The sequence below is a fragment of the Rhizobium sp. PRIMUS64 genome, from assembly GCF_023006465.1.
In the GTDB taxonomy this organism is placed as follows: Bacteria; Pseudomonadota; Alphaproteobacteria; order Rhizobiales; family Rhizobiaceae; genus Rhizobium; species Rhizobium leguminosarum.
The window spans coordinates 74,649-95,899 of record NZ_JALBGX010000013.1; the positions used below are offsets into that span (position 1 = coordinate 74,649).

General features: G+C 58.8%; 27 protein-coding genes and 5 tRNA genes. 10 read left to right on the forward strand and 22 right to left on the reverse strand.

What is annotated here, in order from left to right; translation table 11 throughout:
- Positions 1-53 precede the first annotated feature (53 nt).
- The 9 genes from MOV76_RS08125 to MOV76_RS08165 form a co-directional block, all read right to left on the reverse strand.
- Positions 54-218, reverse strand: a complete 165-nt coding sequence (locus MOV76_RS08125; protein WP_247264287.1) for a hypothetical protein — start codon at positions 216-218, stop codon at positions 54-56.
- A 10-nt stretch (positions 219-228) separates the two neighbouring features.
- Positions 229-1,014: a hypothetical protein gene (locus MOV76_RS08130; RefSeq protein ID WP_247264288.1), complete on the reverse strand. Its 786-nt coding sequence runs from the start codon at positions 1,012-1,014 to the stop codon at positions 229-231.
- Positions 1,015-1,036: 22 nt separating this feature from the next.
- A complete protein-coding gene (locus tag MOV76_RS08135) occupies positions 1,037-2,011 on the reverse strand; it encodes a phage major capsid protein (protein WP_247264289.1) in 975 nt (324 codons plus the stop codon).
- A gap of 16 nt (positions 2,012-2,027) precedes the next feature.
- Positions 2,028-3,098, reverse strand: coding sequence for a hypothetical protein (locus MOV76_RS08140; RefSeq protein WP_247264290.1), 1,071 nt, complete (start codon positions 3,096-3,098; stop codon positions 2,028-2,030).
- Between the two features lie 35 nt (positions 3,099-3,133).
- Positions 3,134-3,445: a hypothetical protein gene (locus tag MOV76_RS08145; protein ID WP_247264291.1), complete on the reverse strand. Its 312-nt coding sequence runs from the start codon at positions 3,443-3,445 to the stop codon at positions 3,134-3,136.
- 11 nt (positions 3,446-3,456) lie between these two features.
- The gene (locus tag MOV76_RS08150) at positions 3,457-5,526 is read right to left on the reverse strand and encodes a hypothetical protein (RefSeq protein ID WP_247264292.1); all 2,070 of its coding nucleotides are present in this window, start codon (positions 5,524-5,526) and stop codon (positions 3,457-3,459) included.
- Positions 5,526-7,097 (reverse strand): terminase, encoded by a 1,572-nt coding sequence (locus tag MOV76_RS08155; RefSeq protein WP_247264293.1) that lies wholly within the window; start codon positions 7,095-7,097, stop codon positions 5,526-5,528. The genes MOV76_RS08150 and MOV76_RS08155 overlap by 1 nt, the downstream gene beginning before the upstream one ends.
- Positions 7,063-7,536 (reverse strand): terminase small subunit protein, encoded by a 474-nt coding sequence (locus tag MOV76_RS08160; protein WP_247264294.1) that lies wholly within the window; start codon positions 7,534-7,536, stop codon positions 7,063-7,065. The genes MOV76_RS08155 and MOV76_RS08160 overlap by 35 nt, the downstream gene beginning before the upstream one ends.
- 66 nt (positions 7,537-7,602) lie before the next feature.
- The gene (locus tag MOV76_RS08165) at positions 7,603-7,839 is read right to left on the reverse strand and encodes a hypothetical protein (RefSeq protein ID WP_247264295.1); all 237 of its coding nucleotides are present in this window, start codon (positions 7,837-7,839) and stop codon (positions 7,603-7,605) included.
- Between the two features lie 527 nt (positions 7,840-8,366).
- On the opposite strand from MOV76_RS08165, the gene MOV76_RS08170 reads away from it, so the two are divergent.
- Positions 8,367-8,915 carry a hypothetical protein gene (locus MOV76_RS08170; RefSeq protein WP_247264296.1) on the forward strand — a complete coding sequence of 183 codons (549 nt, stop codon included), beginning with the start codon at positions 8,367-8,369 and terminating at the stop codon, positions 8,913-8,915.
- 401 nt (positions 8,916-9,316) lie between these two features.
- Here the strand turns inward: MOV76_RS08170 and MOV76_RS08175 are convergent, their stop codons facing one another.
- From MOV76_RS08175 to MOV76_RS08205, 7 genes are all read right to left on the reverse strand, one after another.
- Positions 9,317-10,051 carry a transcription termination/antitermination NusG family protein gene (locus MOV76_RS08175; protein ID WP_247264297.1) on the reverse strand — a complete coding sequence of 245 codons (735 nt, stop codon included), beginning with the start codon at positions 10,049-10,051 and terminating at the stop codon, positions 9,317-9,319.
- Complete coding sequence (locus MOV76_RS08180; RefSeq protein WP_247264298.1) at positions 10,048-11,151, reverse strand: hypothetical protein; 1,104 nt, start codon at positions 11,149-11,151, stop codon at positions 10,048-10,050. Before MOV76_RS08180 ends, MOV76_RS08175 begins: the two co-directional genes overlap by 4 nt.
- Positions 11,148-11,618: a hypothetical protein gene (locus MOV76_RS08185; RefSeq protein ID WP_247264299.1), complete on the reverse strand. Its 471-nt coding sequence runs from the start codon at positions 11,616-11,618 to the stop codon at positions 11,148-11,150. The genes MOV76_RS08180 and MOV76_RS08185 overlap by 4 nt, the downstream gene beginning before the upstream one ends.
- On the reverse strand, positions 11,615-11,860 hold the full coding sequence (locus MOV76_RS08190; RefSeq protein WP_221984671.1) for a DUF6074 family protein: 246 nt from the start codon (positions 11,858-11,860) through the stop codon (positions 11,615-11,617). The genes MOV76_RS08185 and MOV76_RS08190 overlap by 4 nt, the downstream gene beginning before the upstream one ends.
- The gene (locus MOV76_RS08195; RefSeq protein WP_221984670.1) at positions 11,857-12,603 is read right to left on the reverse strand and encodes a helix-turn-helix domain-containing protein; all 747 of its coding nucleotides are present in this window, start codon (positions 12,601-12,603) and stop codon (positions 11,857-11,859) included. The genes MOV76_RS08190 and MOV76_RS08195 overlap by 4 nt, the downstream gene beginning before the upstream one ends.
- A 232-nt stretch (positions 12,604-12,835) precedes the next feature.
- Entirely contained in the window at positions 12,836-13,270 is a 435-nt protein-coding gene (locus tag MOV76_RS40310) for a hypothetical protein (protein WP_408987989.1), read from the reverse strand.
- Positions 13,267-13,473 carry an AlpA family transcriptional regulator gene (locus tag MOV76_RS08205; RefSeq protein WP_221984667.1) on the reverse strand — a complete coding sequence of 69 codons (207 nt, stop codon included), beginning with the start codon at positions 13,471-13,473 and terminating at the stop codon, positions 13,267-13,269. The genes MOV76_RS40310 and MOV76_RS08205 overlap by 4 nt, the downstream gene beginning before the upstream one ends.
- Before the next feature lie 126 nt (positions 13,474-13,599).
- Between MOV76_RS08205 and MOV76_RS08210 the strand changes: the two genes are divergently transcribed.
- Positions 13,600-14,175 (forward strand): hypothetical protein, encoded by a 576-nt coding sequence (locus MOV76_RS08210; protein ID WP_221984666.1) that lies wholly within the window; start codon positions 13,600-13,602, stop codon positions 14,173-14,175.
- Between the two features lie 8 nt (positions 14,176-14,183).
- On the opposite strand, the gene MOV76_RS08215 is transcribed toward MOV76_RS08210, so the two are convergent.
- Positions 14,184-14,495 carry a helix-turn-helix transcriptional regulator gene (locus MOV76_RS08215; RefSeq protein WP_247264300.1) on the reverse strand — a complete coding sequence of 104 codons (312 nt, stop codon included), beginning with the start codon at positions 14,493-14,495 and terminating at the stop codon, positions 14,184-14,186.
- A gap of 62 nt (positions 14,496-14,557) precedes the next feature.
- Here MOV76_RS08215 and MOV76_RS08220 point away from each other — a divergent pair, with 62 nt between their 5' ends.
- Positions 14,558-15,427: a hypothetical protein gene (locus tag MOV76_RS08220; RefSeq protein WP_221984665.1), complete on the forward strand. Its 870-nt coding sequence runs from the start codon at positions 14,558-14,560 to the stop codon at positions 15,425-15,427.
- Positions 15,424-15,705: a hypothetical protein gene (locus tag MOV76_RS08225; protein ID WP_221984663.1), complete on the forward strand. Its 282-nt coding sequence runs from the start codon at positions 15,424-15,426 to the stop codon at positions 15,703-15,705. Before MOV76_RS08220 ends, MOV76_RS08225 begins: the two co-directional genes overlap by 4 nt.
- A gap of 151 nt (positions 15,706-15,856) precedes the next feature.
- Here the strand turns inward: MOV76_RS08225 and MOV76_RS08230 are convergent.
- Positions 15,857-15,933 (reverse strand) — tRNA-Arg (locus tag MOV76_RS08230).
- 57 nt (positions 15,934-15,990) lie between these two features.
- Positions 15,991-16,296, reverse strand: coding sequence for an ETC complex I subunit (locus tag MOV76_RS08235; protein ID WP_018241855.1), 306 nt, complete (start codon positions 16,294-16,296; stop codon positions 15,991-15,993).
- Between the two features lie 659 nt (positions 16,297-16,955).
- Here MOV76_RS08235 and MOV76_RS08240 point away from each other — a divergent pair.
- Positions 16,956-17,032: transfer RNA gene (locus tag MOV76_RS08240), tRNA-Pro, on the forward strand.
- A gap of 61 nt (positions 17,033-17,093) precedes the next feature.
- Here the strand turns inward: MOV76_RS08240 and MOV76_RS08245 are convergent.
- The gene (locus tag MOV76_RS08245; protein WP_018445583.1) at positions 17,094-17,582 is read right to left on the reverse strand and encodes a DUF192 domain-containing protein; all 489 of its coding nucleotides are present in this window, start codon (positions 17,580-17,582) and stop codon (positions 17,094-17,096) included.
- A 1-nt stretch (position 17,583) separates the two neighbouring features.
- Positions 17,584-18,162, reverse strand: coding sequence for a cold-shock protein (locus MOV76_RS08250; protein WP_018241851.1), 579 nt, complete (start codon positions 18,160-18,162; stop codon positions 17,584-17,586).
- Positions 18,163-18,356: 194 nt separating this feature from the next.
- Between MOV76_RS08250 and gloA the strand changes: the two genes are divergently transcribed.
- The 5 genes from gloA (at position 18,357) to MOV76_RS08275 (ending at position 20,705) form a co-directional block, all read left to right on the forward strand.
- On the forward strand, positions 18,357-18,797 hold the full coding sequence (gloA, locus tag MOV76_RS08255; protein ID WP_247264304.1) for a lactoylglutathione lyase: 441 nt from the start codon (positions 18,357-18,359) through the stop codon (positions 18,795-18,797).
- A 166-nt stretch (positions 18,798-18,963) separates the two neighbouring features.
- Positions 18,964-20,031: a D-Ala-D-Ala carboxypeptidase family metallohydrolase gene (locus MOV76_RS08260; RefSeq protein ID WP_247264301.1), complete on the forward strand. Its 1,068-nt coding sequence runs from the start codon at positions 18,964-18,966 to the stop codon at positions 20,029-20,031.
- Between the two features lie 197 nt (positions 20,032-20,228).
- Positions 20,229-20,303, forward strand: a tRNA-Glu gene (locus tag MOV76_RS08265).
- Positions 20,304-20,379: 76 nt separating this feature from the next.
- Positions 20,380-20,454 (forward strand) — tRNA-Glu (locus MOV76_RS08270).
- Positions 20,455-20,630: 176 nt separating this feature from the next.
- A tRNA-Glu gene (locus MOV76_RS08275) sits at positions 20,631-20,705 on the forward strand.
- Between the two features lie 419 nt (positions 20,706-21,124).
- On the opposite strand, the gene MOV76_RS08280 is transcribed toward MOV76_RS08275, so the two are convergent.
- Positions 21,125-21,251, reverse strand: a 127-nt coding sequence (locus MOV76_RS08280; protein WP_309506123.1) for a DegT/DnrJ/EryC1/StrS family aminotransferase, incomplete at its 5' end; no start/stop codon positions are given.

The window sequence follows — 21,251 nt, forward strand, 5'->3', positions numbered from 1 at the left end:
TCTCGCTGTTGATGGCGGGGAAAGGAAACGGGCGCCGAAGCGCCCGCCGTTTATCACTTGCTGGTGTCAGTCGACTTTGCGGGGGCTGCCTTCTTGGCGGCCGGCGGCTCGACTTTTTCGGCGATCATAAGAAGCAATTCCTCGATCACCGCGGAGATGTCGCGGCCGGCCTCGCGGTCGGCAGCGATTTTCTTCTGAAGCTCATTCGTCAAGGACATGACAGCCTCCTTAGTTCACCTTCGACAGGAACGGACGCATCAGCGTTGCTTCCAGCACGCCCGTTGCGGTGATGGTGATCCCTGTGCCGTTCGCCGTGGCGTTGGCCGAGAGCGTGATGCTCTGGATGACGTTGTTCGGCGTGTAGGTGATGCCGGTGATGGTCGTGCCGCCGGGGATACCGGTGCCAGAGACAGCCGCACCGATGAACGGGCCTGCATTCGCGCTGAGACCGCCCAAGCTCGTCAGAACAGCCGAACCGTTTACAGTGGTTGCCGTAAACGTCTGATTGGCCGCCGCAAAGTTGACGTTGGCGATGGCCTTGGTGGTTGCCGTCGCCGATGCCGGGGCGCTCGCCTGGCCTGCTGTCGTTGTGGTTTCGGCAACCACAAGGGCTGCAGTCGCCGTGGAGATCAGGGCCGGAGCCTGACCGTTACGCTGGAGCCAGATGTAGTAGGTGCCAGCAGCGAGCGTGATAGACCCGATCGGGCCGCCCGTGATGGTCGGGGGCTGGGCGGCGCCCGAGAAGACGCCGCAGCGCTGGCCGACGACGGCGGCGGCCGTGGTCAGCAGCGAAGCGACATAATCCCTGGTCCACTGGAACCACTGGCCGGGCTGAAGGGTCGTCTGCGCGGCCAGCACGAGCTGGCAATAGACCCATTCGGATTCGCGGTCTCCGCCGGCGACAGCGCCGAGGGAGAAGTTCGGGCCCGGAATACCGGAGCCGGAAACGATCGGGCCTTCGACGACGAACGGGTTCGCGCCAAGACGATCGGACTGGATTGTTGCGACCGACATTTGCTTTTCCTTTCGTTGACGATCAGGCGAACAACACGCCCTGCAGGAAGGCGTTGTTCATGGTGAGGTTGCCGGCGAAGCCCATGAGCTGCACGAAGGCGTCCTGGTTGGTGTTCATGCGCTCGTCGCCGATCGGCGCCATGTCGCGGTCGCGGTGCGGGCGATAGAACAGGTACTTGGTGTTCAGGAAGAACATCTGGTTGAGGGGCGCGCCGCCGCCGAAGCCGCCGTCGAAGATCACATCGGCGCCCATGTACTGGAGCGACTGGAAGCCGGCCATGCCCTTGTCCGCCGAGGTGATGCGCTGGATTGCCTGCAGCGATTCCCAGTAGAGGCGGAAGAAGTTGTTGTCGGCGACAACAAGATCAGGCGCGTCGGAGCCGCGAACGCAGGACATGTAGAGCCGGTTCATGTAGCTCTGGATGTTGGCGTTCGAGGCGGCGGCACCACCGTCGGCCGAGGCCGAGAATTTCTGGTTGCGCCAGAAACCCCAGGTGGCGCGCGAAATGCCGCCGACGGTGCCAGACGTCGGAGAGGTCGAGACCAAGAGCTGCAGGCCGCCGATCTGACGCCCGCCATCGGCCGTGCCATCGGAATAGCAGTCGAGCGCGATGTTGTTCTTCAGCGTCGTTTCGGCGTTCTCGATGCGCTGCTCGAGCAGATCGAGGATCGCATCCTCGCCTGAGTTCTGCAGCTGTTCGAGGCCGGACATCGAGACGGCGACCGCGGCCTGCTTGAGGTCGTATTCGGCAGCCGTGATGACGTCGGAGGGCTGGACGTTGAGGATATCGTAGCCGGAATAGCGCTTGAAAGTGCTGTTTTCCTGGTACTGCAGTTCCTGGACGATGGTGCGGCCGCCGGAGATGGGCTTCTTGCGGCCACGGCTGTTCAGACGGGTGAGAAGACCATTGTTCTTCGTCACATCGTCGGCGACCGTGCCGCTGCGGTTGCGCAGCGTCGTGGTCACGATTTCAGAGAGATTTGGCGAGATTGCCATGGATCACTTCCTTTGATCACACCTGACCGCGCGCAGCGTGCATAGCGCTGCGAAGCGAGTCGCGGATGGAGGTTGGTTGGTCGGCCGCCACGCCACGGGTCGGACCCGGTGCCGATGAGCCGGAGATGGAGCGAGATGCCTTGCGGGCTTGATCGGCCGCGGCGGCTCTCTGTGCATTCGGATCGATCGCGGGCTGCGCAGTCTGGCTGATCAACTGCTGACGAATGTCCGGACGCATCCAGCATGCGGCGTCGTAGGCGTCCTTGAGGTTCGCTGCTCGCCCTGCGCTGATGAGGGCAACCATGTCGTCGAGAACGGCTTCGGCGTGCACGTTTGCTGGGTCGGAAATGAAGGCATTGACCTGAGTTTCAGTGTCTCGCTTCCGAAGTACCTGTTCAACCGTGGCCTCGACATTGACGGGCTGAGGGCGCGGCTGTTGCTGTGCCTGCTGCGGCTGGCGCTGCAGGATTTGTTCCGTCTGACCATTGACGAGGGCTGAGAGGTTTACCCCGGCCATCTTGGCGACGTGAATGACGGTATTGACCGGGTCGCGAATGAGCGACTGTTCCCAATCGATCGCCTTCCGCATGACGTCGGCGTGTGTCGTGCCGGCCTGCCTGACTATAGGCGTGAATTCTTCCAGGCCCTTGTAGTCCTGCAGAACCCGGAAGCCGTTGTCGACCTCCTGCTCTCGCTTGGCGACGGCGGCTTGCACCTCGGGCGGCAAAGTCCCGAACTGGGCCTTTGCCTCAGCCGACCAACCAGGCGGAACGCGATGCGTCGTTGCGGCTGGCTGCTGTTCGGGCGCTACTGCTGGCGTCTGTGGGGCTGCCGTGGCGGCGTTGCCTGCTGCTGGCGCATCTACAGGCTTCGGCACTGCCCCTGCGGCCGGGGTTCCCTTGTCTGCCTCCTTCGGGGCAAAGCGGCCGTGTTCGTCGCGCTGTCGATCCGTGTTGCTGGACGCCGAGACGTTACCGTCAGCACTGTCGATCGCAGCCCTGAGGCTGTCGCGGATGCTGATCGGCTTTTCGGTGGATGTGCCGAGGTCTTCGCTGCCGTTGCCGGCCTCGTTAATCAGATCTTCCATGTCGGATGTTTCCTATTTCGGGGATTGATGCCCGTTCAGGCGTTGTATTCGGCGTGAACTCGCCGCAATTCCTTGCGGATCTCCTTGCGATCCGTCTTCGGCTTTTCGATCGGCTGCGGCTTTTCGTTACCGATCTCGACCACGCCCGCCGCTCGATAGGCCGAGCGCAGCTTGGCTTTCGAGGTGTAATGCCGTCCGTCATGCATCGACTGGATATCGATGGCGTCGCTGACGAAATGCGGCGCCGGCAGATCGGACTGCGCGGGGTTCTGCACCGGCATGCAGTTGTGTGGCCATTTGTCGAGCTGGTGCCAGCCGCCGCAGACGCGGCAATAGCGTTCTCTCATGCTTCCCTCGTTCACTGGTAGGCTGGCGGCTGTTGCTGGAACTGCTGGAGCGCCTGCGCCGCCATGTCGCTACGCGCCTGCTCCACCGTGGCCTGATGCTCGATTTGCGCTTGGGCTACGCTGAGCTGGGCTTTCTTTTCCTCGGCGCCGGCTTTCACCTGTGCCGTCTTCAGATTGATCATCTGTTCAGGCGTTGGCTCCGGCGGAGGCCTTGGAGCGGTCGCCGACTGCGACAGCTGCGCACCTACCTGCTCCAGTGTGTTTTCGAGCTGGCGCCCTGCCCTGAAGCCTCGAGCGGCAAACAGCAACGTCTCAACCATCACAGGCACAAGCATTGGCGTCTGCTGCGCTATTGCACCCGCCTGCTGCATGAAGCCGCCGACCATCTGCACGAACTCCATGCGCCGTTGCTTCTCGGCGTCCTCGTCGGGCTCGATCGTCGAATCCGTCTCGATGTCGATCCTGAAGCCGCGCACGCTGTCATTGCGAAGCAGTTGCACGACTTCGTCGATCGTCGGCTGCTCCATCATCTTCTGCATTTCAGGCGGCAACTGAGGAGGCTGCGGCGGTGGCGCCGGCTGCCCCATCTGCTGGGCGCGCATTGCTGCCTGCTGCTGCATCATCTGCTGCTGTTGCATCTGCATCTCAACCTGCTGCTTCTGCGCTGCGGTCGGAAGCTGGATGCCGCTGACAAGCATCAACGTCTCGGGCTGGAACTGATCACAGATGATCTCGCCGGCCAGGTTGACGATATCGCGCGCAAACCGTGCCAGTTCGGCCTGGCGGTCGCGGATGCGGATAGAACCCCACTGGCTTTTGATGCGCTGCGCCGTCGCCGTCTCCGAGGCCTGCGTGTCGCCGCGGACGATGTCGGAGATGCCGGTGATCTGGTAAACGTCCTCGACAAGCTGCTTGCGCACCTCGATGCAGGCCACGATAACCTTCTGCACCTCGTCGATCGGCAGCGTCACGATTGCCTTTGAGCCGCCCTTATCGGTGAACGCGGCCCACTCAGGGATCGGCACCATCACCGTGTCGTTGTCAGGCCGCATGGCCTTTTCGATGGCCGGGGATACCGAGCCATCACCGGACGGATAGAAGATTTTCAACCGGAGCTGATCTGTCAGCTTGTTGATACGCTTCGTTAGAACGTCGATTTCGTCGCACTGGCCCTGGTAGTAGACATAGTCAGGGACCGGGATTAGCGAGCCGGTCGACAGTGTTCCGAATGCCGGCCGCGGGCAAGGAAAGAACCGCGTCAGCTTCAGCGGCGGCTCCGATACCTCCAGAGCCACAGGCGAACCCTCGGCAATCCAGACGGTGTAGTTCTCGCTCTTGCACCAGATTTCCCAGACGTACGTCTTACCCTCGTTCTGAGCGCGTTCGGTCTGGTTGGTCCCGTGATTGGAACCGGCCCCGTTTGCGGCAAGGCTTGCTCGTCCCTCGGGAAAGCGCTTGTCGAACTCCTCGTCGGTCATCGGCACGCGGCGCGCCACCCACGTTACATCCTTCCAACGGCGAGCCGGCGAGTGCAGGAAGTCAGACCAGTGGACATAGTCCATGCAGACCCGTTCATCGGTGATCTGTTCGGCTGGCGAGCCGCCGATATCGGCACCTGGAGCATTAGAAGGTTCTACGCCTATATCGAGCGGCTCGAAATCCGCTTCATACCGCAGCCACACCGTGCCGCGAGCGCAGAGCAGGAAGTCGTCGCGCACCGCCCGCATCAGGGAATCGAGATCCGCGTCATCGGCAGTGAACGCAAGATTGCGTTCGACGAGCTCCGAGGCCATGCGCGCGACCGGCTGCGAGTCCTTGAAGCGGCGCTCGACGACGGGCTGCGGCACACGGGCATAGACGGCCGGCTGCAGAACCGACACGTTCGCCCACAGCATCGGGAACCTGCGTTTCACACTCTGTTGGTCGGCCTGCTGCAGATAGATCTTCTCAATCTTGGTGCAGCGATCGACCCATGACTTGAAATACCGCTGCCCGCGCTCAAGCTCCTGCTGCCAGTGCGCGCCAACCTTTGCCAGGTCGTACTTCTCATCGCCCCCCAATGTCGTGGCTTCGTCGTCCATCAAACGTGCTCGCTCTGGGTCGGTGTGGAGTTGACGAAATCGTTGAATGTCATGGTCTGGAACGTCGGCAGAGGTTTCGGTTGTGGCTTCAGCGGCTCCGCGGCCAGGCCCGTGAAGATGATCGCAAGGCCGCCGAAAGCGTCGGCGCCGTGCGAAGCCCAATTGTGCAGGGGTACGTCGCGGAAAACGCTCAGATCCTCATCCCATTCTTTTCGGTAGTTCCTCAGGCACTTGATGCCTTGAGTGCATCCAGCCTGGTCGAACTCGATCTTGGCCAGGATGCGCCGCGTTCCGTTGATCCGGTCATGGACATAAGCGCGCTCGATCTTGCGGACCGTGCCAAGGTTTCTCGCCTTGACCTCCGCCAGCATCACTTCAATGCGTGTGAGGCCGCCGCGGGTCCACTCCCTGACGCGGATGTCGTGAGGCATGTTGTGCACGCCATAGACATAGCCGTACTCGTTTGCGCGCCGCTCGAGCTCGTCCAGCATGCCGTCCATGCCGGTGCCGGTGTGTTCGAAGTAGCCGATCATCCGGACACGGCTCGGGAGCACCTGGAAGAGCCAGACGCTGTTCGTGTCGTCCATGCCGATGTCGGATATCGTATGGACCGGGTAGCCGGCCACATGCGGATAGATGCCTATGCGATCCTCAGCGTCGGCGACCGCCATCTGATCCGAATAGTAGGCGCCCTCTACGCTGGCTTCGAACGCTTCCGCCGGCGACGAGGGATATTCGCGCTTCATGTCCCCGAGCTGCGTTTCAGCTTTCTTGACATACCAAGCCTTTTGCCCGTCCCTCAGTTCGATGCCTTGGTCAGCCAGAGTGCGAAAGTACTTCGCGAACGCTTCGGTGATGATGACGCCCTCGGGCGCGATCGAATACTGAGGTTCCTTCCACCACGGGAAGAAGTGGAATTTGAAGTCGAGCTCCGTTAGCTTCGACGACTGGCGCTGCTTGACCTGGGCGTCTTCGCAGAGCGTGTAGAAGTGACCCTCCTGCCCCTCGGCGGTGCTCTCGACGAAAACTAGCTGGCCGGCCTGCACGGTGTTCAGTGCACCCGTCCTGACTTCCCTCGCCTTGTCCGGGTACTTCGCGCAGAGCTTCCCATATTCTGAGATATGGAGGTATTGCAGCGTGCCCGATCGGAGAGACGTGCCGACTCGGATGCTCGAGTTATTTCCCAGAAGCAGTTCCGTCTGGTTGTCCCTCACGATCGGCACCGCCTCGCGGATGCCTTCGGGCAGGTTGTCGTAAGGGTACTTCACCTTGTCCCGAAAGATGGTCTGCGCGTCGCCAAGGGTGTGCGCAATCGTGCCGGCGCGAATGTCTCGATTGAACACGCAGGCATCAAGCATGAAGATCTGGATGAACGTCGTCAGCCCCAGTTGGCGGGCCTTCAGCAGCACGTTTAGATAATGCATCTGCTCGAAGAACGTCATCTGAGCCCAGTTCATTTCGAACCGCACCCGTTTACCCTCTTTGTCGGTGATCCAATAGAGGTTGTTCAGACGCCAGCGCCAGTCCGAAAACTGATCAACTGCCGCTTGGAAGTCCGCGGGTTTTGCCATTGATCGCTTCCAGCAGCTGAGAAACCTCGCCGGTCACGCCGTGTTCCAGCTCGACCTTGGCGCCATACTTTTTCGGCTTCAGCTTCTCGGCAATCCACTGCCGGGTTGAGATGCGGAGCTGCGAGCGTCGAAGCGCCTCGCCGTTCTCCTGCCATCCGGTCGTTTCACCGTCTGCGTTCTTCTTTTCCATCCAGTCGTTCGTGCCGTCGTCGGCAATCTCGACCATCTCGTCGACGAAGCCGTCGGCCTGGATTTCGCGCGCCTGCGCATACTTGGTCCGAAAAGCGGTCTTGTCGTCATCAGCCAGCCAGGCCAACACCGTCGACTTGGCCGGCATGGCGTCATCCCTGCAGATCGATCGAAGGCTTTCGCCGTCGGCGATCCGTTCGCAGATGATGTCAGCAAGGGAATGCGTGAATTTGGTGGGTCTGCCTGTCATGGTCCTGCCTTCTGATCGGCGGGGCTGCTGTAGCGTGACGTCACGTGACGTCACAGTGAGTGACGCCTAGAACAGCGCGATGATGTTGGAAGCCGTGGTTCCGGTGAGCGCCACGATGGCGGCATGAACCGGCAGGATCGTCCCGGCCGGCACATTCTTGAAGATGACAGGGTCCATATCCCGGCGTGGCGCAATGGAAACATCACCTGCCGTGCCAACATAAAGCGCGCGCGCATTAACGATGGCTGTATCGTTCGGTGTCACGACTGCGGCCCGCGAGGCCGGAGCAATCGAAGGGTCCATTGCAGTTCTCCGTAATTTTGATGGTTCGCAACCTGTTTGTTAGCTCGCGGGCGAGCCTAAGCGGAATATGAGAGAACCGCAGTCCCCGGTAGGTGGCCCCCTCGGGAACACTACTGCAGCGATACTAAGTGTGTTAGACTTCGGACCTTGTGGGAGGATCGAACATGTTGGGGCGGTTAGCGTCGATATTTGCCGTCATCGCTTTGTACTCGATGAGCTCAGGAAGCCTGATTTTTGCGCAAGAGCTTCCATCAACTTGCGTGGCCAATATTCCCCAAGTTGGCTGCGACACTCCGTCTCCGCATGCGACGATTAAAGGCCTTTTCGGTGGCGGGGGGACAAGCAATGATGAATACGGTGCGACAAATCCGGGCGACGCCGTCATGGGCGTCGGCGGCACGCCGGCCGGCCCACAGCCGCAGGGAGGACATGACGTCATTGGAGCTGACCCTCAGCTACCCGGGCTGCAGACTATTGTTGAAGATACACCTTTCGGCTTTTGCCCTCCCCCATGCCGCCGGTGATCCATGAAGGCCGATGCACTATCCACTCAAATGGCTGAGATCTACACGCTCATGTGTCGATCGGCTTTGAACAGGGATTATTACGGGGTGATGCTCGCCAGAACTCAGCGGCTGAGCACCTGGTTCGACATCCTCATTGCCATCGGCACGACCGGTAGTGGTATTTCAGCCCTTACGATATGGAATACGGATTATGGAAAGGTCGTATGGGCCTCGCTGAGCGCCGTTTCTGCGGTGCTTGCACTGACAAAACCGATCGTCCAATTAAACAAGAAGATCGAGCGCCTCAGCCGCTTGTTCGCGGGCCACTCCGACAACTACAGCACCTTGCTCATATTGGCGAGCAGGGCGAAACGTAGGAATGATCTGACTGAGGAGATGCTATCAACATTTGAGACGGCGGAGGCGCGGTACCTCGATTTGGCGAAAGACGATGATCCAATACCCGATCAAAAGCTCCAGCTAAAGTGCGAGGCGGCGGTAAGGCTCCGTCACCCTCCCGAGCTTGCGTGGTATCCGGCAAACGAAGGGGAACAGCCTCAAAATGCTTGATCCCAGCGACGCGACCTGTCGTAAAATGGGACGAGAAAGGAAGCGGGCATTCGCACTTCTTCTTTCTCTCCTCGTTCCTTTGATATCGGGGTGCGCGCAGACCAAAGTAACGAAAGCTTTTGCGTCGAGCCACGCCAACCAGGGTGGCGGTTGGGGCTCCCGCATAGTCGAGACGAAGCCTTTTGGACATTGCGCGCCACCGTGTCGGGTAAGGTAGCCACATCGCGGACTTCCCCATCGTGCAGATGACTAATTATCCGCATGGGGCCGAAAACAAAAAGGCCGCTACATTTCCGCGCGGCCTTTATCTCAAGACGCATTCCGCCCTTGCATTGGAAGCGTGTGTTCCAACAAGCCAGGACCGCGACATAGCGCAGAACGTCCCAAATCACTGCAGGAACTTATTCCACATCAGCGATTTGTGCAAGAGTCACATTGACTTGCACCAGTTTATCCAACGCTTCGATGGATGCAAGGATGGTTCCCTTAGATGTCACGCTCACAACCTTCGCAGCGTACTGGCTGAAGGGCGATCCCGGCCTGAGGTGCAGCGACGCACCGCGCTGGAATAGGCTCTTCATCTCTGCGCGTGACGGGGGCCGATTATATGTCTCCTGCCAAAGCTCTTGACGGCGGATACGGCGAGCGCGGCCGAGTAGAAATGCCTGCTCCTCTTCGAACTGAAGGAAGCGGAGTTTCCCGATAAGCCCCTCTGGAAATCGCAGCGGCGCCTCGAAGGGATTATTACCCGGGCGCAGGATGCCGGCAACGCCCTCGATCGCCTCGACTTCCGCGAAGTTCCTTTTTGGCAGGTTGACGAACGCATAGCCGACGAGAACCGGAAAGCGCTTATCGATCCATTTTTTGGTTCGGTGGTGAATAACCTCGCGTCGGATACAAGGCATAAAGACTTCAATCCCTTTGCGGTGGAGATGCCGCTCCAGAAGGCTGATATCCCGTTCGTCCTTGCGGTGATCGACGGTTCTATCGATGATGGACGGCGAGCGCTGTGCGCCTGGCGTCGTCCTGATTGCAAACCACGATTCCGCCGACCAGCCCTCGACGACCGCCGGGATCTGGTATTGTCGCGCATCCGCGCGCTCTTGCTTTAGCCTTTCACGCTGTATGAAATTCAATTCAGGATCTCCGATAGGTTCAAAACGGAAATTTCTTCTTTCGTAGGTATCTGCGTAAGCAAGTTCTCAGGAACCATGACCGACCACTCGTATCGGTCTTCGAAGCTCACCGCTGAGGCCTGCACCTGCTGCGCCGATGCCTTGAAGTTGAGTGAGGCAAAAGGGGAAGATCCGTTATCGGTCCACTTCTCTAGCCTTCGAAGGTTCGCCGGCTTAAAAAAGGATAACGCGTCACCCAAAAGGTCCCTAATCTCCGGGATCGCTCTGAGACTGTCGAACGCTGCTTTCCCTCGGCGCATGATCTCTTTGGTAGCAGCGTCCTGCCCGTCGGCTGCGCTCCAATTCGGAAGGGGTTTGCGAATATCACGGCAGACCGCCACGATTTTTTCCAATGCCGATCGAGGTCGAAAATCTGACGCAAACAGCGCAAGGCCCTCAACCTGCTGGCTACGGGCGCCAGGTGTCCGTGACGTCACTACCAAGCCTCCTCGGTTGACAAGGTCGTTATATAAGAACCTCGCGAACCCCGGTCCCTGCACGTCGATAATGACCCTAATGTCTTCCAGCTTGCTACCAGCAGCCAAAAGACGCAGCGCCAGAGGCTCAACCGCGCGAATCTTCGCCTCCAGCGCAGGCCATGCGGCAATATACGCCGCGCATTGAGCTTCTATCCGGAAGAGCCTCAAGGCCTCGGTGTAATCGGCGCCGAAGAACTTTCTTGCACAATCGATCCCGATGCATCGAACAGCATTTTCCTGGGGAAAATAGGCCAATCGACCGTTTTCGAACTTTGGCGACTTTGGGCTGCACAGCGGACACGGCACCCTTTCCCCACCCAACCGCAAAGACGTTGGCACATGGATATCATCTGACAGAAGGATTACCGGTCCATCACGAGGCGGCTTGGTTGTCGAGATATCGATGTAAGTCTCTGGCGACCCTGTTTGAGAAATATGCTTGCGCCATCCATCTACAAACTCTGCGGACGGGCGGCTTTCGAATTTCGGGAAGAACTTGAGATCATATTCTGACATGCAAATCTCCTCGTGGCTGACGAGAACCTTAGCTGATTCTGCAATTTTTCCGTTCGCTTCGTTCATGGATCGTTCCCGCCTTCCACGTAATCCACAGGCCTGGATGCCGCCTGCGCTGCAATCTCTGCGAGATAGGCGGCAGGATCGACGCGCTTCACTTCAGAGGCAGCGCCGAAAGTGCCTAGCTTATAATCCCGGAACTTGCGCTCGCCCGCCGGATCGAACTTGGCAGCGGCCACTGACCGCACCCAGCCAGGCGCCTTTGCGGCATTGACCTTCATCCGGTGCTCGTCCTTCGCAGCCTGGCGCCTGCCCGCCTTCTTGCCATTGCGCTTTGCTGGCTTCTCGGGCTTGCCCCAAAGAACCTTCTTGTTGCCGCGAGGCCTACCTGGCATCGTGTCGCTGTCGATACGATCGAGCGCCGCCCAAGCCGCGGCGTTCGTATCAAACGGACCTTCGACCACCTTGCCGCGCTGATCGGTGATCTGGAACTGGCCATCGCCGTCTCGGGTGACGTTAAGAATTTCGGTCATGCCGCGCCCTCAATTCGTTTTGCAATTTCTGTATGAACTGCCTGCCAGAACTCGAACAAACGCTCGCCCTGCTCGTGCTGCGGAACTCCATTCTTTTCCATGTGTGAGATGAGACCTGCCGAGATCTGGTGCCGGTATGCCTTCGCCAGCTTTTCCGATCGCGACCCGATGAGATTAACAGCAACCGCTCGAATTTTTCCGACCCGGCCCGTTAAAGGGAAGACGCAAATTTCAGCGGTCATGCGGCCTCCCTCCCCCCGAGCAAACCGAGCGCACGGGTCGGGGTTAGGGTTCCGTGCAAAAGGAAGTCTTTCAGCGTCCCCCTGACCAAGTGATGGACCGCGTGACCATGGCAGATCTGATCGAGGACGTTTTCGGCCTCGTTTTCATCGATCGGGACTTGATAAGGGGAATTGGTGTCATCGCCATAGGAGGCTACAGCGTAGGGGTTTTGCTCTATAGAGAACTCCGCGCTTTCTATACTAGAGAAAACTTCATGGGTTCCGTTAAAGGATTTAGTGGACATCTTTGTCCTCTCGCGAGTGGACATTTGAGGCCCTAAGCCATTTTCGCGAGTGGTCAAAAATGTCCAGTCGCGGCGCTTTCGGTCCTCTTCTCGCGCATCCCTTTTCGCAGTCAGGTAATCGGCAATCTGAGAGACCTTCTCCTCATTCTTCAGGAAAAGGTAGTTGTACGTGTCCGTTCGACTGGTGCGCCAAGCGTAAAGCCAGCCTCGCGCAACAAGAGCTGCTATCGCGCGCTGAACCGTTTTCTCTTTGCCGATCGAAATTGTCTCGCAAATCGTCCGGTAGGACGGATAGCAAAAAAGCGTTTCGCTGTTCACGCTTTCTAATAAGAAGACAGCCACGGCCTTTACCGTGGTTGTCATTGTCTTATCGAAGTCACGCATGATCCAGCTCTGCAGCTCAAGCCTCGCCGCAGTAAAAACCTTGCGTTCTTCGTTAGTGGGTTTCCCCTCAATCATGGGGAACTGGAGTGCCCATTCGTGTTGTGGTGGGGTATTCCGTGGCTTCAACCGAAAGCCCTCCGAGACACCCGAAACTTTTGTGCCAAGGCGCAGGCCTCCGCAGCCTGCAAAGAGGTCAAGGAGAAATTCGCTTTCAGGTGGGGGATGATGTCGGGCCGCGGCGGATTGTCCGCGACCCATTGCGCTGCCACGGTGACGGCCGGGTCCATGTTGATCTGGCGAGGCTCTGTCATGCAGCTTGGCCTTCCAGAATGGCGACGTTTGAATGGAGAACGTATCGAGCGTGGTGGCCAGGATAGGCCCCGCCGTGCATCTCGGTAATTGTCTCGATCGCGAACCCAAATTTACGCAATTTAAAAATGTAGTGCGCGGTACGAGGCGCCGGCTTATCGATCGAACTGAAGCCCCGCTTGCCTGCCTCAATGAGGACACGCAACGCCCAGGCGTCTCGACCTAAGACAGTAATCGGTGAACCCAAGGGCTCGCCCTTATCCAGAATCTGGACTCTCATACGTGTCCGTGCTCTACCTGAATTGCTCATCGGCGCTCCTAGAGGCTGCTGGTGACGGGGGGTCGCTGAAAAAGCGATTTCGTTAGGAGCGGTGGGGATCTCTGAGTTTGGCGACCTGGATCCCCGCCGCTTTTCGCTCGGAGCTCGCATCATGCCGACCGCTCCTTTGCCCGCCCTCGTTCCCAGGCGACCAATTCTTCCACTTTGAAAAGCTTGCGGCGGTTGACGATCATCGGCTGTGGAAAGCCGAGGCGGGCGTCGCGTTCCCACCTGTACAGCGATACCGGCGTAATCTGGTACCGGGTCGCCACCTGCTTTCCAGTCAAATATTCACGAGACGAATGTTCTGCATTCATACCCAAACTCCTGACGTTTTTGCACGGTTCTTATAATACAAGAACCACCAAGATCGGGCAAATATTAATGTGATGATTGCAATCTATTCACAGGTTAGTTATGCGTACGCGCGATAGGGAGATTCGATGGGCAGACCTGCGTCTAAAAACCCCAAGTCTGAAGCGCTAACGATTCGGCTGGATCCGAAAACGCGATTCATCCTGGATTACATGGCGAGGTTCAAAGGTCAGACGATCACCACCGTCGTCGAACGGGCCATACTCGCCGCGGCGGCAAATACGGTCATCACTCGTTCGGACGGGTACGAAGACTACCATACTACCTGGCAGGATCTTTGGGACGTCAGCGAGGGCGTCCGTGCACTTGAGGTTTCAAAGGTCCCCGAATTGATTCCTACGTTTGAGGAGGAGCGGCGCCTATCTTTCGTACGCAACCATTGGCCGTTTTTCTTTGCCACCGAAAAAAAGCAGACTTATCTCAATCACTATATCGATGTTCTTTGGCCGCGCATCGATGAGTTCATCCAGCTCCATGAGGACATGAAGCATAATGATTACTATGCGGCCGGGCACGCAATGGCTGATGCGTTGAAGAATGCCAAGCTGCAGCCTCCCAAGTGGCCGGTCGAACAACAGCCACCATCTAAGGGAAAGAGCGGCGGCAACTTCTCACGGGATCTCGACGAGGATATCCCTTTTTGAGATTGGGCCTATGCCCCTTTGCTTATGAGGCGAACGCCTGCGCCGCCATCGCTCGGCCCCTGATCAATAATCAAGACACCTGCTGCTTTGAGCGCGTCCGTCACGGCATCGAGCGTGCCGGTGCGAACACTTATGCGTTCGGCTCCAGCGGCTTCCATGTTCCTGATTGTATTGGCGCTGACACCCGCCTTTGCAGCAAGCTCGACCTGCTCCATTCCGATAAGAGAACGAGCGGCTTTGATCTGAAATCCAGTTATCGGCATTTTGTTTCCAACCAATGAATTTTGGTACCATACCCATTTTAATGTTGACTGCAACAAGAAACGCCGTCATGGTTAAGATACCAAGTTAATTTGGTGTCATACACAATTAGGAGCTAACCATGCCGAATGAAGCAATTGCGGCTACCGCCGAAGGCTTGCCCAACACCACCCGCCGTGCCCTTCTTTGGAGTCTCGCCGCTGCCTCGACGGCCGCAGCGGTCGCCGTCGCGCCTGATGCACATGGAGCCATCGCGACCGAGGCGCAAGCTCTTCCCCGCGACCAAGCAGAGAACCCTGCCTTGATCCTTGCCTGTCAGAAGTTCCATGGTGCGCTTGCCGAGCTTAAGGAAGCGCAGGATTCTTTGGAGTGGATTGCGGATGAGTGGCGGCATCAGTGGCCTTTGGCGCCCGAGGATCTGCTACTTGGGGCTAACGCGCAGGACGGTCGATATACCATGCCAGCCGAGCGGGACATCATCGGCCGCTTTCTCGTCAGGGACACGAGTGACCTGACGAAGAGGCTGGCGCCGAAATTCCGTCGGGAAAACAGGAAGACATGCTTCGTCATTCGGACGGCCGCCGAAGAGAGGGACGTCCTGAAAAGGTGGAAGCGGTCCACGCCAACGGGGCGAACCGAAAAGGCTCTCGCGCGAAACCGCGCCTACAGGACTAAGGCTATCAGGGAGTGCGAATTGCGCATCCAGTTGGCCGTCCAGTATGAGGCCGAGACCGCGCATCTTCGGGACATCTCTGGGGCTGATGCTGCGCGCCTGCGCATAAGGGACGCTGACATTCGTCTCCGGAGAGCCGCCGACGAAGTCTCTCATTGCCGCGCTCTGAGCCTGGCCGACTTAGCGATGAAAGCTAACGTCCTTGCTGTAACGGCTGGCGACCTCATGGAACTCACGAAACCTGACGCCACCCCGCTTGGGCAGATGGCCCGGTTCATAGAGTCCGTGGCAGAAGTCATCGGGAGGGCAGCCGTATGAGCAAAGTGGCCCAGGAGCTGCGGCGCGAAACGCTGGAGACGTACATTGAGGAACTGATCGCCATGCTCGATCTTCTGGATGGCGACGAGAACCTGGAACCTGACAACGACAACGAACCCAGCCTTGGCGCCCCTGAGCATGTCACGCAAACCCACTGGTATATGCCGGTGGGTACGGAACAGACCGACCTGGAAATCGAAGACGAGAACGACGAGGACGGCGGGGACGCCGAGCCGAACGGAGACGAGCTGGACAGCAACTTTTCCGAAGATGGATAGTGAGTCGGGTTCACAGATAGCCTCGATCAAACCTCGGCCGCCGTCACCGGTGAGCCGGGGTTTTCTCGTAGGCGAAATGCCGCCGCCGTTACCCCCAGCGTTACCCTGGAGCCGGCGAGAAAGCGAAGGTGGGGATAAGTTATTGAAATGGTGGCGACCCCTGCAGGAATCGAACCTGCGACAACCTGCTTAGAAGGCAGGTGCTCTATCCAGCTGAGCTAAGGGGCCGTCCGGCGGCCGCGTCTCATGAGCGCGACCGGATGCGGTATATCTGGACGAGAAATCTCAATGCGTCCAGGGCTGCGTGCGGGTATAGCGGAAATTGTCGGGATAGGCGACAACCTGGCGTGTCGGGTCCTTCGGCGCGATGACGCGGTATTCGATGCCGTTGCGCTGGGCATAGGCTTCGGCGAGTTCCTGCGATTCGAAGGTGAGCTTCACCTGCTGGCGCATATCGCCGGAGGAGGTATAGCCCATGATCGGATCGATCTTGCGCGGCGACTCCTGATCGAACTCAAGCACCCAGAGATGAGTCTTGGCCTTGCCGGACTGCATGGCGGTCTTGGCTGGACGATAGATCTTGGCAGACATGACTGCAGCGTCTCCGACTATGCGGGCAGCGCCCGCCTTACATGGCTCGATCCCCGTTTCCGGGGCTTTTGCTTCATCGCTAGAGATAACGCAAAGAGATGAATTTTGCTTAGCCGCGAATCCCCGCTTTTTCAAGAAAAAAGGCGGTGTACGACGCTGCTGGCGACTCCATAACGAGCCGATGCATTTGGGAAACAAGGATATCGACGGAGATGGCGGCAGCCATCTCTTGAAACCTCGGATTTCCACCCGGATTGCGCAATATTACCGATTGTCTCATGTTTTGATCACAACCCGATTGCCGCTGCCCGCCCTCGGCACTAGTTTACGGCTCAATCGCTTTCAGTGGATTTGCATTCATGATCAAACGTTCGGCGGAGTTCAATGCCATTGTGATTGGCGCGAGCATCACGGCGTTCTTCTACGTTGCCATCAGCTATGCTCAATATATCGGCCTGATCGCCCACGGCTGAGGCAGCCTTGTCCTGACGTCCAATTGCGCCAGTCGGATGGACTCGTGCGCCCGGCAAGCAGACTGGCGACCTATCAAGATTTTTCTGTCTTGCATCCACAGGTCCGGCGAGGAATCTTCGGCCAGAGCTGGATTTATGGGTTGCGACGGCGAAGTGAACCGTGTATCTCCCCTGCCATTCACGGTACGGAGTGTAGCGCAGTCTGGTAGCGCATCTGGTTTGGGACCAGAGGGTCGGGAGTTCGAATCTCTCCACTCCGACCATTCAATATCCCGATATAATTGAATTCCTTGACAGGCGCACCGCTGCTCACGGTCGCGCGCGCTACTTCGCCTTCTTCGTCGTCGTGGCGCTGACGATCCTGTCGCCCGGCTTGATTCCCAGTTTGGCGACGATGCCGGCATTGAGTTCGACGACGTATTTCACCGCGCTCATCGAATCGATGATGTCGCGCGAATAGGGCACTGCCTTTTCCTTGATGTGGCGGATCGTGCCGGTGTCATCGGCAAAGAGCATATCGAGCGGCAGGATGGTGTTTTCCATCCACATGGTGACGCGCCGCGGCTCATCGAAATCGAAGATCATGCCGGCATCGTCGGCCATGACCTTGCGAAACATCAGTCCGCGGGCGCGCTGATCAGGGGTCGAGGCAATCTCGACGGTGAAATGCAGCACCTTGCCCGCAGCGGTCTGGATGAGCAGCGGCTCCTTGTCGAACCGCATTTGCTCCTCGGCCAAAGCCGGCAGCGCGACCATGAAAAAAAGCGCCAATATGGCGCTTCTGATGGCATGAAACAGGGTAAGGCTGCTCATATTAGTGAGACCGGCTGGCCGGGCTCGGAACGTCGGGATGGATCTCAGCGGCCATCAGGCCCTTTTCGCCGTCGCCGAAGCGGACAAGAACCACCTGGCCGGGGCGCAGTTCCGTCAGGCCGAAGCGGCGGAGCGTTTCCATGTGCACGAAGATATCTTCTGTGCCCTCGCCGCGCGTCAGGAAGCCGAAGCCCTTGGTGCGGTTGAACCACTTGACCAGCGCACGCTCGAGTCCGCTCGTCGCGGTGACCTGCACATGGGTGCGCACCGGCGGCAGCTGCGAGGGATGAATCGCGGTCGACTGGTCCATCGAGAGGATCTTGAAAGCCTGGTAGCCGCGCTCGCGGCGCTGGATGAGTGCGACGATGCGCGTTCCCTCGAGGATCGTCTGGTAACCGTCGCGACGCAGGCAGGTGACGTGCAGGAGAACATCCTGCAAGCCGTTGTCCGGCACGATGAAGCCGAAACCCTTGGCGACGTCGAACCACTTGACGACGCCGGTGATTTCAACAAGATCGACTGGCTCTCCCGATAGCTCGTCGAGGTCGGAGTATTCGTTCGATGAAATCCTATCAGCCATTGTCGCCAGCCCCTCGAATACGCGTCACACTGTTACGGTTAACTGATTCTTCAAATCAAGATTAACATCTTGGTAACGGATAAGCGCAAGTCCTAGTTTTCGGTATTCCCAGCTGCACATTTTATAAAGATGACTTGCCCGAAGCTGACCTCGGCTTGCTGAAAAAAGCCAGCCCCAATAAAGGAGTAGATAGAATGCGTTATCTCCACACAATGGTACGCGTCAAAGACCTAGACGCCTCGCTCGCTTTTTACACCACGCTGTTCGGGCTGGAGGAGATTCGCCGCCACGAAAACGAGAAAGGCCGCTTTACCCTGGTTTTTCTGGCCGCTCGCGACGATCTCGACCGTGCGCGCAGCGAAAAAGCTCCCTGCCTCGAACTAACCTACAACTGGGACACGGAAGATTATAGCGGAGGACGCAATTTCGGCCACCTCGCTTATGAGGTCGACGATATTTACGCGACCTGCCAGAATCTGATGGACAACGGCGTCACTATCAACCGGCCGCCGCGCGACGGCAACATGGCCTTTGTGCGCTCGCCCGACGGCATCTCGATCGAAATCCTGCAAAAGGGCAGCCCGCTTCCGGCCACCGAACCCTGGGCCTCGATGGGCAATACCGGCGCCTGGTAAGGGTTTTCGCCGCAAGGCTTTTGCGAGGCTTGCGGCTTTTTCGATTTCGGGTCCGGCCGGCGCCTTGGCGCTTGCCGCGATCCAGCCCCGCAGGCAATCTCCTGGCGACTCGAAGCAGAAGAGAAGCGTTTTTCGCCGATTTTCCGCATCAACTGGAGACTGTCGCTTGCCTAACATGCAGATGCGGATGCCCGTAACGGGCGCTTTGCTGATCGCCACCTCGGTGCTGGCGCTGTCCGGCTGCGCGTCGGACAAGAAGGCGCTCGAATCCGCCGCAGCGGCTCCGGTAGCGCCGACCGCAGCACCACAGCTTGCCACGGCAACGGCTGCAAGCCCTGCCCCACGTTCGGTCTATACAGATCCCCGGCTCGTCAACGTCTCCGGCGCCCAGGGCGCGCCTCAGGTCGTGGCACAAGATCCGAATGCCGCCGTCCCGCCCGCCGGTTCGGCAACGGCAGCGCCCGCCAATATTGGCGGGCTGGTCCTGCAGTCGACCCGGATCAACGCGCAGGCGATGAGCATCTTTTCCGATCACCAGCCGGCGCCGCAGAACAACAGCACGTCCACCGTCATTCAGCCGCAGGCCTATGCGCCGGTGGAAGGTGCAGCGCCGGCGCGAAGCAGCGTCTACAGCCAGCCGCCCGCGCCCACACAGCCGGCAGAACCGGTGCTGCCGCAGCAATCCTCGCAGAATAGCGGCACGCAGCTTGCGCCCGTGCAAACGGCGTCACTGACGACGGGCAGCATTCCGGCCTCGACAATGAATGCCCTCTACAGCGCGCCGAAGCAGAACCTGCTCGGCAGTCTCTCCGGCCTGCTGCACAAGGCCGCCCTGCCCGGCATGACGCGTATCGCGCCGAATGGGCTGCATCTGCAAAACGACAAGGTCGAGGTCGGCTGCTTCAAGCCCGACCTCTTGAAAGTCATCAAGACGGTCGAAAGCCATTTCGGCCGACCGGTTATCGTCACCTCCGGCTATCGCGACGAGGAGCATAACCGCCTCGTCGGCGGTGCCGACGAATCGATGCACAAGAGCTGCGAGGCCGCCGACATCCAGATCGACGGTGTGACGAAATGGGATATCGCCGCCTATATCCGCTCGTTGCCGGACCGCGGCGGCGTCGGCACCTATTGCCATACGGATTCGGTCCACCTCGATACCGGCAAAACCCGTGACTGGAACTGGGGCTGCGGCGGCAAGCGAGCACCCATAACGACCGCAAGAGCGATCTGACCACCGCGCGATTTTCGCATTACGTTACGGCAGCGCCGCCTCGTCTCGATAAAGAAACAACCGACAGCCTATTGATTCAGCTTCAATAATCGGCTTCTCAAACGCACTCGGATTTCCTGTCATTTTTTTGAAAGAAACCGCAATTGCCGCTTGCGGGATTCAAAACGCCTGACTATAAGGGCGCCACCACGAAGGAAGCGCCCTTCGTCTATCGGTTAGGACACCAGATTTTCATTCTGGGAAGAGGGGTTCGACTCCCCTAGGGCGTGCCACTTTCTCTCCACATAGAAGCCATCACATCCGCTTGCAGAAGCCGGCGCGCGCTCCTATTTTAACGACGCTGGCTGCGCGCCCTTCGTCTATCGGTTAGGACGACAGATTCTCATTCTGTAAAGAGGGGTTCGACTCCCCTAGGGCGTACCAGCGGACCTGCTTAATGGCGCCTAAACCAGCCCGCTTGCTTATCTTTCCCGGCACCGTCGCCTCACGATACGAGGTTTTCCACAGCCGAAATAAATCGGCGAAAACGATGATTTTTTCGCGCCTTGGCGCTTGCGGCCTTCGACGGTGCTGACTATAAGGGCGCCACCACGAAGGAAGCGCCCTTCGTCTATCGGTTAGGACACCAGATTTTCATTCTGGGAAGAGGGGTTCGACTCCCCTAGGGCGTGCCACTTTTCTTCCAGAGATTCATCCATCTGTTCGGACCAGATTAGCGGCCTTATTTGCCGCTTGTGCCCCTCCTGCGCAAGCCTCGCCTCACGTCCGCGCTCTATGATCATGGCAAGTGGTGTACTTCGGTCGTTCGGAGCGCCGATCACCGCACTCGCCGGCGGGGCTGGAGAGATGCTTCGCATCCGACCTCCGCAACTGGCGCTTTAATCTAGCGTCTATGAGATGAAGAAAGCGGCGTGATCGATGGTCACGCCGCTTTCGTATGAGCAGCCACTTGCAATGCGCCGGCTCGCGATTTCTTATCTGGCAGGCAGAACTCGCGCTTCAAGTCTTTGATGACAAGTGAGGCGGCTAGAACAGGATGATTTTAGGCCCGGTCGGCCTAGCGGTGCGAGATGACTGTCGGAATACCGTGTTTTTAAGCCGACTCGATCAGCGCGCAGACCTTGTCGACGATCTCCATCTCCATGTCCGGATAGATGGGAAGGCAGAGCACCTGCTGTGCGGCCTCGGTTGCGACCGGCAGATTCGAGGGCTGCGAGGAA

What these genes read in the sequence shown, in the direction of transcription:
- MOV76_RS08245 (WP_018445583.1), bottom strand. Translation starts at nt 17,582, where the DNA reads ATGAGCAGCCTTACCCTGTTTCATGCCATCAGAAGCGCCATATTGGCG.
- MOV76_RS08170 (WP_247264296.1), top strand. Translation starts at nt 8,367, where the DNA reads ATGAAGGCCGATGCACTATCCACTCAAATGGCTGAGATCTACACGCTC.
- MOV76_RS08165 (WP_247264295.1), bottom strand. Translation starts at nt 7,839, where the DNA reads ATGGACCCTTCGATTGCTCCGGCCTCGCGGGCCGCAGTCGTGACACCG.
- MOV76_RS08135 (WP_247264289.1), bottom strand. Translation starts at nt 2,011, where the DNA reads ATGGCAATCTCGCCAAATCTCTCTGAAATCGTGACCACGACGCTGCGC.
- MOV76_RS08195 (WP_221984670.1), bottom strand. Translation starts at nt 12,603, where the DNA reads ATGATTGAGGGGAAACCCACTAACGAAGAACGCAAGGTTTTTACTGCG.
- MOV76_RS08205 (WP_221984667.1), bottom strand. Translation starts at nt 13,473, where the DNA reads ATGAATGCAGAACATTCGTCTCGTGAATATTTGACTGGAAAGCAGGTG.
- MOV76_RS08210 (WP_221984666.1), top strand. Translation starts at nt 13,600, where the DNA reads ATGGGCAGACCTGCGTCTAAAAACCCCAAGTCTGAAGCGCTAACGATT.
- MOV76_RS08145 (WP_247264291.1), bottom strand. Translation starts at nt 3,445, where the DNA reads ATGAGAGAACGCTATTGCCGCGTCTGCGGCGGCTGGCACCAGCTCGAC.
- gloA (WP_247264304.1), top strand. Translation starts at nt 18,357, where the DNA reads ATGCGTTATCTCCACACAATGGTACGCGTCAAAGACCTAGACGCCTCG.
- MOV76_RS08235 (WP_018241855.1), bottom strand. Translation starts at nt 16,296, where the DNA reads ATGTCTGCCAAGATCTATCGTCCAGCCAAGACCGCCATGCAGTCCGGC.
- MOV76_RS08185 (WP_247264299.1), bottom strand. Translation starts at nt 11,618, where the DNA reads ATGACCGAAATTCTTAACGTCACCCGAGACGGCGATGGCCAGTTCCAG.
- MOV76_RS08160 (WP_247264294.1), bottom strand. Translation starts at nt 7,536, where the DNA reads ATGACAGGCAGACCCACCAAATTCACGCATTCCCTTGCTGACATCATC.
- MOV76_RS08150 (WP_247264292.1), bottom strand. Translation starts at nt 5,526, where the DNA reads ATGGACGACGAAGCCACGACATTGGGGGGCGATGAGAAGTACGACCTG.
- MOV76_RS08130 (WP_247264288.1), bottom strand. Translation starts at nt 1,014, where the DNA reads ATGTCGGTCGCAACAATCCAGTCCGATCGTCTTGGCGCGAACCCGTTC.
- MOV76_RS08190 (WP_221984671.1), bottom strand. Translation starts at nt 11,860, where the DNA reads ATGACCGCTGAAATTTGCGTCTTCCCTTTAACGGGCCGGGTCGGAAAA.
- MOV76_RS08180 (WP_247264298.1), bottom strand. Translation starts at nt 11,151, where the DNA reads ATGAACGAAGCGAACGGAAAAATTGCAGAATCAGCTAAGGTTCTCGTC.
- MOV76_RS08225 (WP_221984663.1), top strand. Translation starts at nt 15,424, where the DNA reads ATGAGCAAAGTGGCCCAGGAGCTGCGGCGCGAAACGCTGGAGACGTAC.
- MOV76_RS40310 (WP_408987989.1), bottom strand. Translation starts at nt 13,270, where the DNA reads ATGATGCGAGCTCCGAGCGAAAAGCGGCGGGGATCCAGGTCGCCAAAC.
- MOV76_RS08220 (WP_221984665.1), top strand. Translation starts at nt 14,558, where the DNA reads ATGCCGAATGAAGCAATTGCGGCTACCGCCGAAGGCTTGCCCAACACC.
- MOV76_RS08140 (WP_247264290.1), bottom strand. Translation starts at nt 3,098, where the DNA reads ATGGAAGATCTGATTAACGAGGCCGGCAACGGCAGCGAAGACCTCGGC.
- MOV76_RS08155 (WP_247264293.1), bottom strand. Translation starts at nt 7,097, where the DNA reads ATGGCAAAACCCGCGGACTTCCAAGCGGCAGTTGATCAGTTTTCGGAC.
- MOV76_RS08125 (WP_247264287.1), bottom strand. Translation starts at nt 218, where the DNA reads ATGTCCTTGACGAATGAGCTTCAGAAGAAAATCGCTGCCGACCGCGAG.
- MOV76_RS08250 (WP_018241851.1), bottom strand. Translation starts at nt 18,162, where the DNA reads ATGGCTGATAGGATTTCATCGAACGAATACTCCGACCTCGACGAGCTA.